Origin of the sequence: Bifidobacterium callitrichidarum (genome assembly GCF_003129905.1) — a bacterium.
Taxonomy (GTDB): domain Bacteria; phylum Actinomycetota; class Actinomycetes; order Actinomycetales; family Bifidobacteriaceae; genus Bifidobacterium; species Bifidobacterium callitrichidarum.
In genome coordinates this window covers 105,770-119,602 of sequence record NZ_QFFM01000002.1, presented here as the reverse complement: position 1 = coordinate 119,602, position 13,833 = coordinate 105,770, and the positions used below count along the sequence as shown (strand labels likewise).

The following is a 13,833-nucleotide window of genomic DNA, read 5'->3' as shown; positions in this document are numbered from 1 at the left end:
AAATGACAATTGGGACAGAGTCCATGAATAAGGGATGCCACAGGCGTGGTTCTTGGAGTCATATCCGTCTACTGGACACAAACCAGTATCATCGCATAATGCGTATGCAACCAATCGCCTATTGCCGATAACCAACCCTCTAAAGATGTGGTTTCTCAGCACTGTCATGCAATCGCTTGACACCAAGTTCCCGAGCTGAATGCAGCGTGTCATGATAGTAATGACGTATGCGTGCCGCGATGAAAGAGGCGGATGATCATGAACGGAAACAACGCTTCGAAGACCTCCCACTGCATGGCGTTCAGTGAGCGGCAACTGAGTTCGTTCGGCGTCGCGTTCACTCTGGCGGTGTGTTCCATCACGGCCATCGCATGCGGCGTCATCCGGTACGGCGGGCAGGGCAAACCGTTCTGGACAATCATGCTGCCCGCCGGTCTGGCATTGCTGGCGGCCATCGCGTATGCGATTCGAGGTTTCGTTTGCCGCAGGTGGGAAACGGCCCATCCGCTGTCCGATGAACGGTTGCGCAGGCCTGATCGTTTGCGCGAACAGCTGCTGGCCATTCTCGGCATCAACCTATGGGGCTGCTTGTTCATCGTCGCCATGGTGTTTCAGGTCAGACTGTTGCAATACGTGGCTTGGGTGTTGGCCGTGATCATCCTGATTGGCGTTCTGACCGCGGAAATCACCCACCGGCATTCCCGCAAACATGCATAGCAAGCCGGGTAGCCGGACGGATTCGACATCAGTCGGACTGCACTGCCCGCAATCGCGCCCAAAGGCCGTTATGTACAACATGTAGCGTGATTCAGGACTAAATTGGACATGGATTTTGCACTGATTGATAGGGGGAGTGCGTCATGTCTTTGACGACCGAACAGCGTGCGGCGACCATCCGTGAGTTTCACGAGAACATGGCCCTGCTTGGATTGACCGTGGAGCAAATCGGAGCGGATTTCGGGGTTTCCGGCGCGACCGTCGAGCGCATCATCGAGCTAAGGTCCGGTGTCCTGGAGTACCCGTGGATCGTGCGTCGCTATCTGCTCGACAAGGCCGCCGCAGCTGGCGTGGAGCCGGTGCCGTTCAGCGCGCTTCGCGGCGACCCACACGACTATTGGTTCCTGGATGACCGGGTCATCGACGCGAACCGACTCGATTGAGTTGCACTGCCGCACTCATGGTGCCGCTCCGGTTGATACGACTGTGTGGAACCGGCTTGCGGGGCGTCAGATGATACGCTGAACGCCATGTGCAGGTGCTTTGCCGCTGATTTGGATTGGGATACAATCGCGGAGCAATTCGACGTGGAGCAAGACCAGACGGATTCTGCCACGCTTCCGCAGCCGTCGTACAATTTCCAGCCCAAACAGACCATCGGCATCGTGGCGCAGGGAGAGAACGGCCGGCGTCATCTGGCCGGTGCATACTGGTCGCTGCTTCCGGCGTGGAGCACCACCAAAGACCTGTCGTATCCCACATACAACGCGCGCATCGAATCCGCGTGCGTCAAACCCACGTTCGCCGACTCGGCCAAATCCATGCGCGCGATCATTCCCGCTTCCGGGTACTACGAATTCCACGGCCGCAGACCGTACTATTTTCACGCACCGAACGACGCCACACTGTTGTTGGCCGGCCTATTCTCGTGGTGGCGTGCTCCGCAATCGCAAGGCCTGACACCGTGGCTGCTGACCGCGACAATTCTCACCTGCAAGGCCGTGGATGGCCCGGCCACAGTCCATGACCGCATGCCGCTGCTCGTACCACACGACATGGCCGGCGTATGGCTCAATCGTTCAGTCGACGGTGTGGCATTGATGACGAACATACAGTTGGACGGCACCGAATTGTCCCGCAAGCTATCTTTCCATGAGGTCCCCGCGTTCGGTCTAGAGGATGGTGGTTCTACGCTGACCCGGCCGTTACTGCAAGTCCCAACGCCTAGTCTGTTCTGATGCGGGACGACGAGAGGAATCGTCATGCTCACCGCTTGCGGAGAGTGACGTATACTCGGTATTCTCGACGGGAGTCGGCCGCCGGTCGTCAATGCCAATGATGATACCGATCTGACTGACGAAACCACCATCTCGGCGGCACACTCGACCATACCGAACATGGCACCACGTGGACCCTGTCAGCCCACCTGCCGTTGCACAAGCAACTGGCCGCATCGTCATTGCAATGACGCAACTGCAGAAACGAACCGGCCGTTCATCATGTTGATGGAATGCGCATCGATATGACGCATGGCGGCGCGCGATATCGCTTGCGACAGTACCGAACGCAGTGTCACGGACCATTGCTCAGCGTGTCTACGGCTTACTCCGAACAGACTGAGGCAATCGTCGGAACGTAATTTGTCCATAGTGACCTCGGCGTCACCGAACAGCGCAATCTGATGCGTGTCCATTACCTTTGCGTCATATGGTTCAGGATTCATATCGAAAGCCGGAGCCAACTCCCAGGCATTGCCGCGACGTAAATAGCCGTGATTACGCAGATGATCGTCCAGATTGCCGATTGCCGCGCCGAACATGGCTCGATGCCATAATTCCATGGTGTCGCCGCCCGCTCGCCGAGTGAATTCCGCCAGATCAAGCCAATCGCCGCCGTCGCCATCAGCCGCTTCTAATGCGGTCATCGCAGACATATATGGCGTTCTCGTCATACTATCCACTGACGATGCGGACTCACGGTCGAATCGTTTGGTGAGCAGCACGGTTCTGGATCTTCCTTCAATATCGTTCACCGTGAGAGTGCGATGTTCCGGTACCTGTATGCCAATCATGCGCGCAAGTTCCAGAGTGACTGCCTCCCAGCCGATGACGTCCCAATCGTCGCCGTTAGGTTTAGGGAACTTGGCCAGCCACAGCGATTGTCGATCAAATACCGAGGCTTTCGGCCTGGCGCCGCCCAACGAGCCGGTCGCACGATACAGTCTGCGTAGCGAAATGTCGCTCACCTCACGGTTCTGCTCCACCGCATCGGCGGTGTTCAGCAGTTCCGGCAGATTGGCCAGTACGGGGACGCCTTCGTTTCCCGCAACCGGTTTGCCGTCGACGATGAAACGGACCGCTCCTTGCCGGGTAAGGTCATTGACACCGAATAGGTATTCCGATTCGCTGACCCGAGTTCGTTTCAGGCTGCGGGCGAAGATTTTGCGTCCCCAGCGGTCGGGAGCGCAATCCGAAAACGGACCTAGACCGGCGAAGAAGAATGGAGCCAGCGAGCGTGGCAGTGACGGGAACATATCGAAGGAATGTGGCGCGACGGCGTAATCCGCGTCATATCGAAACGATAGGTCGTCGCCGGCGGCGTACAACGTGCCGGCCGTGACTTCCGTCCCGGTCGCAAGTGTGGTCAGAACCTTGGCCTCAATGGTTTGTGCTGGCATGGCGCATCACCTTCTCACGCGTTTGGGCAATTGTTCGTTCGCTCTGAGACGGCCAAGATCTGTCGAATACGGGTCGCATGAAGCAACCAGCGCATCCGCCATCTGCAATACGCGGGCAATGCTGAGCAACGAGTCGGTACGCACCGCTTTCCCTTGCTCGAGATTCGATACCGTGGTCGGGCTGACTCCGGCACGCTGCGCCACGTCGGTGACGGTCAGCGACAGCAGACGACGTTGCTGGGAAAAGCGCTCTCCCAAGATTCTCAAGTCGCGTTTTACTGCAGTGGGGGTGTATTTCATTGCGAGTTCTTCTATATACAGTAAATTATTCCTTATTACAGATAATAACTAATATACTGCATGTTATTTAATAAAAGATGTATCAAATCAAGAAACCGGGTAACTTTCGATCCCAGATTTTAGAGCTGACGCAACAACCGACCGCGCAGAACGTCGGTTGCACGTCCACGATGACCAACGTCTTCCCCGCCATGATTTGCCTCCTATTACGCTGGATGCCAATCTGTCAGTATCTGCTTCTAAAGGCTTGAAGCCGGAACCGCGTTCTTTCGGAACGCACAAGCGGAACATCCGCGCTACAGTGACAGTATGCTTGATCATCTGACGCTCAAGGTGCGCAACATCGACCGCAGCATCGCATTCTACACGAAAGCGCTCGCACCGCTCGGATACATCGCCAAAGCCCATCACGAACCAACCATCGGATTCGGCGCCAACGACGGCACACTCCACTCCGACTTCTACGTATCCCCAATAGACGAGCCGGCCGTAGCGACCCAACTGGATGGCACCGCAACCCCCGATCAAGACGCAACAACCGTAGCACCGGTCTGCCCGATCACCCACATCGCATTCCTCGCCGACAGTCCAGCCGCCGTCTGTGCCTTCTACACCGCGGCGCTCGCCGCTGGAGGACGCGACAACGGCGCTCCCGGACCACGCGCCTATCATCCCGGATACTATGCGGCCTTCGTCCTCGACCCGGACGGCAACAACATCGAAGCCGTCACCGACTGGAGCGGCTGGCCCGACGCCTTACGGCAAACGCAATCGCATGACGCCGTTCCGGATGAGGCGTCTTCAACAAGAGATGCAGCATCGGACGATAAGGCGAATGGCACGAAGCGGCATGTCTCCGACATGCAAGGCGAGTTGGAGTTTCAAACACTTGCGACGATGCAAGATCCATTGTCGAATCGTTCTATGCAGGACGTTCAGGAAACGATTTCCGATTCTTCGAAACAAAGCGATATCGGGAATGGACATGTCACCGCGCATAGTTCGTCTGCCTGCAAAGTACGATTGTTTCGATCATTGTTCCGCGGCCGTGATGACGTATACGCGCATGGGTTTGTTTCCAAGAAGACGGGCAAAATCGGATATGCCCCGGCTGCATCGAACGAATGGACTCAACTGACCGATGGCAAGCGCATCCCCACTCCGCCGGAACGGCGACAATGCAAACCTCTGACCGATCAGGTTCTCCTTGACCATTTCACCAAACGCGACGACAGATTCACCAACGTCGTCGGCTTGTATCCTATGTCCAGAGACTCGAAGGTCTGGTTTCTGGCCATTGACTTCGATGATGACGGCTGGATGCGTGAGATCTCGGCAGTCCGACGAGTCTGTGAGCAGCACGGCCTGCAGCCGGCCGTGGAACGTTCCCGATCCGGAGACGGTGGACACCTGTGGCTGTTCTTTGCCGAACAAGTAGATGCGGCGCAGGCGAGGCACATGGGTTCCGTACTCTTGACGCAAGCATCAGATCTGACTCGTATTGCGTTCCGATCATATGATCGCATGTTTCCCAATCAGGACACAATGCCCGCCGGAGGTTTCGGCAACCTGATTGCCTTGCCCTTGCAGCGCAAGGCGCGCGATAATGGCAACAGCGTATTCGTGGATGACCAATTCAAACCGTACGAGGACCAATGGTCGTTCCTGTCATCAATCCAACGGGTAACTTCAGAGCAAATCAGTTCAATCTCCGCACTGGCATCAAAACTCAACGGGCCGTTGGGCAAACTCATTAACCCAACCGTTGAGAAAACAGCTGACACTTCCAACGCTACTTCGACCATAGCACGACGACCGCGCGTGTGGACAAGCATGAGGGCCACAGCAAGTTAGACGATTCCCGAACAGGACATCCTCGGCCCCGGAATACGATAACATCGTCCGACGTGCCGAACACCATCGACATCATCGAACGTAACATGCTTGCCATTCCCAAAACCGGCATGACGACGGCGGCACTCAACGCGATACGCCGTCTTGCCGCATTTGCCAACCCCGACTTCTATCGGGCGCAAGCCATGCGCCAACCCGTATACAACAAACCGCGCATCATCTACCGCGGGGAAGAAACCGAAGACACGATACTCCTGCCACGAGGATGCAAGGACCAATTAGCGTCCTTGCTTTCTTCCGCAGGAGCATACGTTACCTATTCGGACAAACGCAACGTCGGAAACCCCATTCGTGTGAAATTCACCGGTACGCTTCAACCACAGCAGTCCACCGCGGCCCAATCCCTGCTTGCGCACGACAACGGCATACTCTTGGCGCCGACCGGCTTCGGCAAAACCGTCATCGCCGCCAACCTCATAGCCGAACGCAAAACCAGCACGCTGATCGTACTGCGCTCATCAGCATTGCTGAACCAGTGGAAAGAACGACTCGAACAATTCCTCGACATCGATATGACGCTGCCTCCGAAACTGACCAAAACCGGTCGCATCAGCCGCAAACAACCCAGCATCATCGGTTAAATCGGAGCCGGACGAAACGAAGCAAACGGCATCATCGACATCGCACTTGCACAATCCCTGTTCGAACGAAGCGACATACCGGGCGAGAAACACGTCAAAGACTTGGTCAACAACTACGGCATGGTGATCTTCGACGAATGCCACCACGTCGCCTCCGCGGACACCGAAGCCATCGCACGCACAACCACCGCAACATACGTATACGGACTCACCGGCACAATCAAACGAGATGACGGCATGCAACCCATCACCATCATGCAATGCGGGCCAATCCGATACACCGTCGACGTCAAAGACCAGATGGCCGCGCAACGGTTCACCCGACGATTCATACCCCGCTTCACGACAGACAACCTCGATCTCATCGAACCATTCACCTACCACGACTATCTTCAAGCCGCATGCGACAGCAAACCACGCAACGACATGATCCTCGACGACACCATGACCGTCATCCAAGCAGGAAGAACGCCGCTCGTACTCACCAAACGCATCGAACACGCGCGAGCGCTCTCCGACGGCCTTCAACGTCGTGGCTGCCGGCACGTGATTCTTCTCTACGGCGCAGATCAAAAGACCATACGACAAGAAAAACTCCAACAAGTCACCCAAATTCCCCCGAGTGAAAGCCTTGCCGTCGTAGCGACAGGCAGCTACATCGGCGAAGGATTCGACCAGAAGCGATTCGACACGCTCATGCTCGCCGCGCCGGTCTCCGTAGAAACGGCGGTCACCCAATATATCGGCAGGCTCCATCGCGACAACGATGGCAAGCGAGAAGTACGCATCTACGACTACATCGACGTGACCGTGCCAATGTCCTCAACCATGTACCGAAAACGATTGAAAACCTATCTCAGCCAAGGATACGAACCGCTGCTGGCAGACAAACTTTCCAACAACATGCTTCGTCAAGCCAAAACCGCCGCCTCGCTAAACCGTACGCATGCGCTCACCTCCGCCGACAGCATCCAATCCGATGCAAAGAACGCCATTGTCACCGCAGTTGATTTCCTCACCGTGTTCCGGAACGACATCATGCGCTGCAACCGGTCGATAACCATTAACGCAAACTACCTTTCGCAACGCGGCATCAATCAGTTTGATGAGGCGATCATGCAAGCGGTTAATCGAGGAGTGACCATAACTATCACTGTACGACAATCGAATACGGCAACCGAAACGTCACGGGCAAGAACACAACGAAACGTCACACGGCTACAGGCATTAGGCTGTCAAGTGCATACAGTCGAATCATGCAACGTGTTCGCCATATTTGACGACATACTCATCTGGTTCGGAACCATCGAACCACTCGGCAACACGAAACCCGACGACTGCTCGCTACGCTTTCACGACCCGACGCTGGCACGGCAACTGATACAAACGCTCAATGATACGGACGAATAAACCAAGAAAAACAACCATGACGAAACTCTCCATCGGATTACGCCTGTCGACCAGTGGCGGCTGGAACAAACTCATCGAATGATCGCACGATGAAGGCGGCACCACGTTTGCGTTCTTCCCGCGCTCGCCATACAGCAAGCGGTCCAAGTCACTCACAGCCGGCGACATCGCCGAATGTGTGCGTTGGGCATTGAGCCAGACGGACATGATCGACATCGACTCCATCGTCGTACGTCCGCGCGCCGAAGGTTCGTACACAAAGGTCTACCGCGAGCGTTGAGCCCCATTGCGCGCTGGAGATCCCGGCGTCAGCTCCGGCAGCAGTGTGACGACGAACAGGATGATCGCAAGCACGGCGGTGAGCAAATCGGCCATGGTCTGCGCGGCAATCACACCTGTATAGCCGAACAGACGCGAACCGACGAACAACGTGACGGCGAGCATCACGCCCTGACGGCTGACGGACAACACGAACGCGCCGAGCGCCTTGCCTGCCGACTGGAACGTGCATGTCGCGACCATCACCACCGCCACGCACACCAGGCTCAGCAGCTGCACGCGCAGCATGCCGGCGCCCAGCGTCACAATCGTCTCGTCGGCGATGAAGAAGCGCATCAGCATACGATCGGCAAGGCTCAGCACCACGGTCATGCCAAGTGCGAACAGGCACAGGAACGCATACGAGAACCGCATGATCGCGCGCAACCTTGGCATGTTGCGGGCACCGTAGTTGTAGCCGATGAGCGGTTGCGCGCCGAACGCGAACCCCGCGAAGATGAGCACGGCGATCATGATGATCTTGAGCGCGATGCCCATTGCGGCCACCGTGTCGGTGCCGTAAGGGAGCAGGAACAGGTTGACCATGACGATGCCGACGCTTTGCGTCAAGTTCGTGATGGCTGCGGGTATGCCGATGGCGAGGATTTCGCGGATCTCATGGCCGGCAATGTTGATTGCGCGGCCGATGCGGGAGAGGATGAGCTTGGGATTGATAGACAGGTTTTGGCTGCATGAGACGAGGAACCAGATGTAGTACACGTCGGTGCAGATGTTCGCGATTACGGTCGCGCCGGCCGATCCGGCGGCACCCCAGCCGAACACGTGGATGAACAGTGGATTGAGCACGATGTTGACCGCCGTGCCGGCGATTGAGCCGATCATGGACTGCACTGCGTGGCCTTCCGTGCGCAGCAGATTGGTCGGCGTCATGGAGACGATGATGAACGGCGAACCGATGATGATCAGCGTGTAGAAATCGGACGCATGCCGCCATGTGTTGCCGTCCGCGCCGAGTAACGTGAGCATCTGCGGCCGGAACAGCAGGCCGAAGGCCACGATGAGCAGGCCCGTGACGATGGCCGCGTAGAAGCAGAACACACTCAGTCGTTTGCCGTCCGCGTATTTGTGCTGTCCGAACAGTCGTGAGATGACGGAAGCGCCGCCGAGGCCGAAGATGTCGCCGAGCGCGATCATCACGGTGAACACGGGCGCGGTCAGGGAGACGCCGGCCACCATGTTCGTGTCCCCGGTGTGCGCGATGAAAAAGGTATCAATCATGTTGTAAACCAACGTGACCAGCATGCTGAGCACCACCGGCATGGCCAGCGAGAAATACGCCTTCGGAATAGGGGCTTTCTCGAACAGTTCGTTATCCATGCCGCTCCTTGCCATCTGTCGTCGATCCGGAATCGTGGGTGAGGGCACGTATATGAGCGCCCATTACGTGAATCACCTCGGGCATGCTACCAACCACAGTGCGGACAACAACACGCCGTGTGGCTTGTCGGTGGACTGCCGATTAGCCTGTTCGCTTGCTTACGGCACAGTAAGGTGAGACCAATCGAAGAATGGTCCCATCGAGTCCACATGCATCCCGATTTGCGGAGCCCTGTTTTTGCGAACGTTTCGTCTGGCTGTGTTGGTGATGTTTCTTTCTTTTCGACCTATTGCCTGCACATATGATGCAAACGATGACATTAATGATTCCGCACCATAAGCCCAGGGAGCCATACCAGAATACTTCGCCGCATCGCAAACGAATTATGTCAATCCCGGACTAGAGTTTTCTAGGCTTCGGCAAGTCGCGGACTTCCTTACCGTACATTGGATTGTGGGGAAATAAGCAACGCGAAGCATCACCACTGGCTTGCATATTTGCATGAATGAACCATGATGATGGCAAACGTTGTCAATCGTAAGGTGGACACTGTCACGTACTGACCGGTGATGCATCGAGCAAAGGCGCAGCATCACCGGTCGCACGCGACGGCCCCGCCTTATGGCGACAGATGGGGGAGTCGTGAACAGTCGCAGGAAGAACCGGGCGATCATCTCCGGAATAGGCGCAATCATCGCCGTGCTTACTATCGTCCTCAGTATATTGGGCATACGGGTCAGCGCGTCGGTGCTTCCTATATACATGCCCATCGTGCATCTGCCGCAGTCGAACGGCGCATTGTATGGCATGCCGTCTGAACGGGATGCCTGGCTGGATGATCAGGAATGGTATTGGCAAGGCAGTGGCGAGGAGCCATACCGCATCCCGATGCCGGATGGCTCGCTGGATGAGTTTTTCGGTGATTCCAGCGAGCCAGAGGATTCCGGCGGCTTAGGCGGCGATAGCGGGGCGAACGTATTCACCTACGGCATGATCAGCGAACAAATATGTCAGACGCTCGCCCCGGTGGCCGTGCTGGCGTACACGTGGGACTCGCCCGAACGAGAGCGGAATCTGCGTGATTCGTTCGTCGAGGGCGCCGACGGCTTGGACGTGCCCATCGAACAGGTCCGACTGGATTCGGGCGTCAACATAGGTCCGGGATATGCGGCGTTGATCATCAATGACGCATCAGTGTTCTGCGTGGTCGAAACCAGCGCCGGCATTGACTGGGAACTCTACTATACGGATTACGAGCGCAACGAATACAAGGCCAGTGCCATCATGCGCGGCGACCATGCCGAGGAAGACCATGCCGAGGATGGGCAATCGTCTACCACCGTGGAATCGCGGATCGTTGCGCTCAGAATGTAGAACGGGCGGGCCGCTCGCGGCTCGCTGTGGCTAGAGTGTCGCATGATCGACCACCAACAAAGGGAGGATCATGTCGGTTTTGGACGAACTGGTGGCGGGCGCGCTGGAGGACCAGCAGACCCGTGAGCGTACCGTGTCGCTGGAGGAAGTGAAGAAGGCCGCGCTGGCGGCCCCGGCTCCCATCGACGCGACGCGATGGCTTAAGCGCGCGGACGGCATCCCGGTGATCGCCGAAATCAAGCGCGCCTCCCCGTCCAAGGGCCATCTGAGCGATATCCCCGACCCGGCCGCATTGGCCCGCGAGTACGAAAAGGGCGGCGCAAGCGCGATTTCCGTGCTCACCGAAGGCCGCCGCTTCCTGGGCTCCCTGGACGATCTGGACAAGGTCCGCGCCGCCGTGCATATCCCGGTGCTGCGCAAGGACTTCATCGTCACCGATTACCAGATCTTCGAAGCCCGCGCCCACGGCGCCGACCTGGTGCTGCTCATCGTGGCCGCACTAGACGACGAACGGCTCAAGCACCTGCTCGATCTCGCGCACGAGCTCGGCATGACCGTGCTTGTGGAGACCCACACCCGCGAGGAGATCGAACGCGCCCGCAAGGCCGGAGCCCGCGTGATCGGCATCAACGCGCGCAACCTGAAGAACCTGCGCGTGGACGTCAACAAATACAACGAACTGGCCGCGGATCTGCCCGAGGACGTCATCAAGGTGGCGGAATCCGGTGTGTTCGGCGCGGTCGAAGTGGAGGACTATGCCCGCGCGGGAGCGGACGCGGTCCTGGTCGGCGAGGGCGTGGCTACCGCCGACGATCATGAACTTGCAGTGGAACGACTAGTAAAGGCAGGAGCACAAGTGAAAGCATCCGAATCCACCCCGTTGAGCGAACATCAGGGACCGTACTGGGGCCAGTTCGGCGGCCGCTACGTGCCCGAGGCGCTGATCACCGCACTGGATGAGCTGGAGCGCGTCTACAACGAGGCCAAGGCCGATCCCGAATTCCACAAGGAGTTCATGACCCTGCAGCAGCGTTACGTCGGCCGTCCGAGCCCGCTGACCGAGGCACCGCGCTTCGCCCAACTCGTTAAGGACAAGACCGGCCTTGACGCCCGCATCTTCCTCAAGCGCGAAGACCTCAACCACACCGGCGCCCACAAGATCAACAACGCCCTCGGCCAGGCCCTGCTCGTCAAGCGCATGGGCAAGACCCGCGTGATCGCCGAGACCGGCGCCGGCCAGCACGGCGTGGCCACCGCCACCGTGTGCGCCATGCTGGGCCTCAAGTGCCGCATCTACATGGGCCAGATCGACGCCCGCCGCCAGGCCCTCAATGTGGCCCGTATGCGCATGCTCGGCGCCGAGGTAGTCGAGGTAACCCTCGGCGACAAGATCCTCAAGGACGCCATCAACGAGGCGCTGCGCGACTGGGTGACCAACGTCAAGGACACTCACTACCTGCTCGGCACGGTGGCCGGCCCGCACCCGTTCCCCGCCATGGTCCGCGACTTCCAGAAGATCATCGGCGAGGAGGCCAAGGAGCAGCTCCAGGACTGGTACGGCATCGACCATCCGGACGCGGTGTGCGCGTGCGTGGGCGGCGGTTCCAACGCCATCGGCGTGATGAACGCCTTCCTGGATGACGACCGCGTGAACCTCTACGGCTACGAAGCCGGCGGCAACGGCCCCGAATCCGGCAAGCACGCCATCCGTTTCGCTCCCGGCACCGGCCAGCTCGGCATGTTCCAGGGCGCCAAGAGCTACCTGCTGGAGACTGACGAGGGCCAGACGCTCGACACCTACTCCATCTCCGCCGGCCTGGACTACGCCTCCGTGGGTCCCGAGCACGCATGGCTCAAGGACATCGGCCGTGTGAACTACTCCTGGGCCACCGACGAGGAGGCCATGAACGCCTTCCGCGACCTGAGCCAGACCGAGGGTATCATTCCCGCCATCGAAAGCTCGCACGCCGTGGCCGGCGCCTACAAGGCCGCCGCCGACCTCAAGGCCAAGGGCTATGACAAGGCCGTGATGATCATCAACATCTCCGGCCGAGGAGACAAGGACATGGCCACCGCCGGCAAGTGGTTCGGCTACCTCACCGACGATCAGGCCAAGGCGCTTGACGTGACCGGAGCCCACGGCAACACCGTGGCGTGACCTGCTGCAAGAGACCGCAATAACCATTGGGGAACCTCCCCTCAGTCAGCTTCGCTGCCAGCTCCCCTCAGCGAGGGGAGCCAGGGGACCAAAGGAGATTTTGATATGACCAACACTGCAACCACGCCCTCCGGCCAGCCGCTGGGCATCAGCCACAAGCCCAGCCAGACCGAGGCGATGTTCGCCAAGTTCAAGGCCCAGAACAAGCCGGCCTTCATCGGCTACCTGCCCTACGGCTTCCCGAACCCCGAAGTCAGCCTCGACGCGCTGCGCACCATGGTTGAGCACGGCGTCGACGCCGTGGAGATCGGCCTGCCGTACTCCGACCCGGTCATGGACGGCCCGGTGATCCAGGCGGCCTCGTCCATCGCCCTGAAGAACGGCGAGACCATCAAGCGCGTGTTCGAGGCCGTCGAGACCGTGGCCAACGCCGGAGGCGTGCCACTGGTCATGAGCTACTGGAACCTCATCTACCATTACGGCGTCGAGCGGTTCGCCACCGATTTCGAGAACGCCGGCGGCGCGGGCCTCATCACCCCGGACCTCATCCCGGACGAGGCCGGTGAATGGATCGAAGCCTCCGACCGCCACGGCCTGGACCGCATCTTCCTGGTCTCCCCGGACTCCGCCGACGAACGCCTTGAGACCGTGGCCCGCAACGCCCGCGGCTTCGTCTACGCCGCCGCCCGCATGGGCGTGACCGGCGAGCGTGCGACCATCGACGCATCCCCGGAAGTGCTCGTGGAACGCACCCGCAAGGCCGGAGCCAAGAACGTGTGCGTCGGCATCGGCGTGTCCACCGCGGAGCAGGGTGCCAAGGTCGGCTCCTACGCGGACGGCGTGATCGTGGGCTCAGCCCTCGTGCACACCCTGCTCGCCGACGACAACAAGACCGCCCGTGACACCGCCGAAGGCCTGAAGCTGCTGGCCGCCAAGAGTGAGGAACTCGCCGAAGGCATCCACAACGCCCGCTGACCGGAAAGCTCGGTGCGCCTGTCCCCATTCCGCGCGTTGCACGGTAGGGTAGTGGGCGTACCACAACGAG

General features: G+C 58.9%; 10 protein-coding genes and 3 pseudogenes. 10 read left to right on the top strand and 3 right to left on the bottom strand.

Annotated features, from left to right (window positions below; genetic code table 11):
- Nucleotides 1–294: 294 nt before the first annotated feature.
- The 3 genes from DF196_RS01300 (at nt 295) to DF196_RS01290 (ending at nt 1,955) form a co-directional block, all read left to right on the top strand.
- Nucleotides 295–717 carry a hypothetical protein gene (locus DF196_RS01300; protein WP_146194644.1) on the top strand — a complete coding sequence of 141 codons (423 nt, stop codon included), beginning with the start codon at nt 295–297 and terminating at the stop codon, nt 715–717.
- Between the two features lie 143 nt (nt 718–860).
- Nucleotides 861–1,160 (top strand): DUF2316 family protein, encoded by a 300-nt coding sequence (locus DF196_RS01295; RefSeq protein ID WP_109056126.1) that lies wholly within the window; start codon nt 861–863, stop codon nt 1,158–1,160.
- A gap of 87 nt (nt 1,161–1,247) precedes the next feature.
- Complete coding sequence (locus DF196_RS01290; protein ID WP_109056125.1) at nt 1,248–1,955, top strand: SOS response-associated peptidase; 708 nt, start codon at nt 1,248–1,250, stop codon at nt 1,953–1,955.
- A 218-nt stretch (nt 1,956–2,173) separates the two neighbouring features.
- On the opposite strand, the gene DF196_RS01285 is transcribed toward DF196_RS01290, so the two are convergent.
- The gene (locus tag DF196_RS01285) at nt 2,174–3,394 is read right to left on the bottom strand and encodes a type II toxin-antitoxin system HipA family toxin (protein WP_109056124.1); all 1,221 of its coding nucleotides are present in this window, start codon (nt 3,392–3,394) and stop codon (nt 2,174–2,176) included.
- A 6-nt stretch (nt 3,395–3,400) separates the two neighbouring features.
- Entirely contained in the window at nt 3,401–3,694 is a 294-nt protein-coding gene (locus DF196_RS01280) for a helix-turn-helix domain-containing protein (RefSeq protein ID WP_109056123.1), read from the bottom strand.
- Between the two features lie 309 nt (nt 3,695–4,003).
- On the opposite strand from DF196_RS01280, the pseudogene DF196_RS13745 reads away from it, so the two are divergent.
- The 4 genes and pseudogenes from DF196_RS13745 to DF196_RS13735 all read left to right on the top strand — a co-directional run.
- Nucleotides 4,004–4,435, top strand: a pseudogene (locus tag DF196_RS13745) (VOC family protein); the annotation flags it as partial.
- Between the two features lie 120 nt (nt 4,436–4,555).
- Nucleotides 4,556–5,548, top strand: coding sequence for a TOTE conflict system archaeo-eukaryotic primase domain-containing protein (locus DF196_RS14155; protein WP_421728440.1), 993 nt, complete (start codon nt 4,556–4,558; stop codon nt 5,546–5,548).
- Between the two features lie 86 nt (nt 5,549–5,634).
- Nucleotides 5,635–7,599, top strand: a pseudogene (locus DF196_RS13740) (DEAD/DEAH box helicase family protein).
- Nucleotides 7,600–7,615: 16 nt separating this feature from the next.
- A pseudogene (locus DF196_RS13735) lies at nt 7,616–7,753 on the top strand (deoxyribonuclease IV); the annotation flags it as partial.
- A 110-nt stretch (nt 7,754–7,863) separates the two neighbouring features.
- Here DF196_RS13735 and DF196_RS01255 read toward each other — a convergent pair.
- Complete coding sequence (locus DF196_RS01255) at nt 7,864–9,255, bottom strand: MATE family efflux transporter (protein ID WP_109056119.1); 1,392 nt, start codon at nt 9,253–9,255, stop codon at nt 7,864–7,866.
- 763 nt (nt 9,256–10,018) lie between these two features.
- On the opposite strand from DF196_RS01255, the gene DF196_RS01250 reads away from it, so the two are divergent.
- From DF196_RS01250 to trpA, 3 genes are all read left to right on the top strand, one after another.
- Nucleotides 10,019–10,630, top strand: a complete 612-nt coding sequence (locus tag DF196_RS01250) for a hypothetical protein (RefSeq protein ID WP_109056118.1) — start codon at nt 10,019–10,021, stop codon at nt 10,628–10,630.
- A 70-nt stretch (nt 10,631–10,700) separates the two neighbouring features.
- Entirely contained in the window at nt 10,701–12,788 is a 2,088-nt protein-coding gene (locus DF196_RS01245; RefSeq protein WP_109056117.1) for a bifunctional indole-3-glycerol phosphate synthase/tryptophan synthase subunit beta, read from the top strand.
- A gap of 105 nt (nt 12,789–12,893) precedes the next feature.
- Entirely contained in the window at nt 12,894–13,763 is an 870-nt protein-coding gene (gene trpA / locus DF196_RS01240) for a tryptophan synthase subunit alpha (RefSeq protein ID WP_109056116.1), read from the top strand.
- Nucleotides 13,764–13,833: the final 70 nt, after the last annotated feature.

Coding starts and splice junctions, on each gene's coding strand:
- DF196_RS01285 (WP_109056124.1), bottom strand. CDS start 3,394: ATGCCAGCACAAACCATTGAGGCCAAGGTTCTGACCACACTTGCGACC.
- DF196_RS01290 (WP_109056125.1), top strand. CDS start 1,248: ATGTGCAGGTGCTTTGCCGCTGATTTGGATTGGGATACAATCGCGGAG.
- DF196_RS01300 (WP_146194644.1), top strand. CDS start 295: ATGGCGTTCAGTGAGCGGCAACTGAGTTCGTTCGGCGTCGCGTTCACT.
- DF196_RS14155 (WP_421728440.1), top strand. CDS start 4,556: ATGCAAGGCGAGTTGGAGTTTCAAACACTTGCGACGATGCAAGATCCA.
- DF196_RS01280 (WP_109056123.1), bottom strand. CDS start 3,694: ATGAAATACACCCCCACTGCAGTAAAACGCGACTTGAGAATCTTGGGA.
- trpA (WP_109056116.1), top strand. CDS start 12,894: ATGACCAACACTGCAACCACGCCCTCCGGCCAGCCGCTGGGCATCAGC.
- DF196_RS01255 (WP_109056119.1), bottom strand. CDS start 9,255: ATGGATAACGAACTGTTCGAGAAAGCCCCTATTCCGAAGGCGTATTTC.
- DF196_RS01245 (WP_109056117.1), top strand. CDS start 10,701: ATGTCGGTTTTGGACGAACTGGTGGCGGGCGCGCTGGAGGACCAGCAG.
- DF196_RS01250 (WP_109056118.1), top strand. CDS start 10,019: ATGCCCATCGTGCATCTGCCGCAGTCGAACGGCGCATTGTATGGCATG.
- DF196_RS01295 (WP_109056126.1), top strand. CDS start 861: ATGTCTTTGACGACCGAACAGCGTGCGGCGACCATCCGTGAGTTTCAC.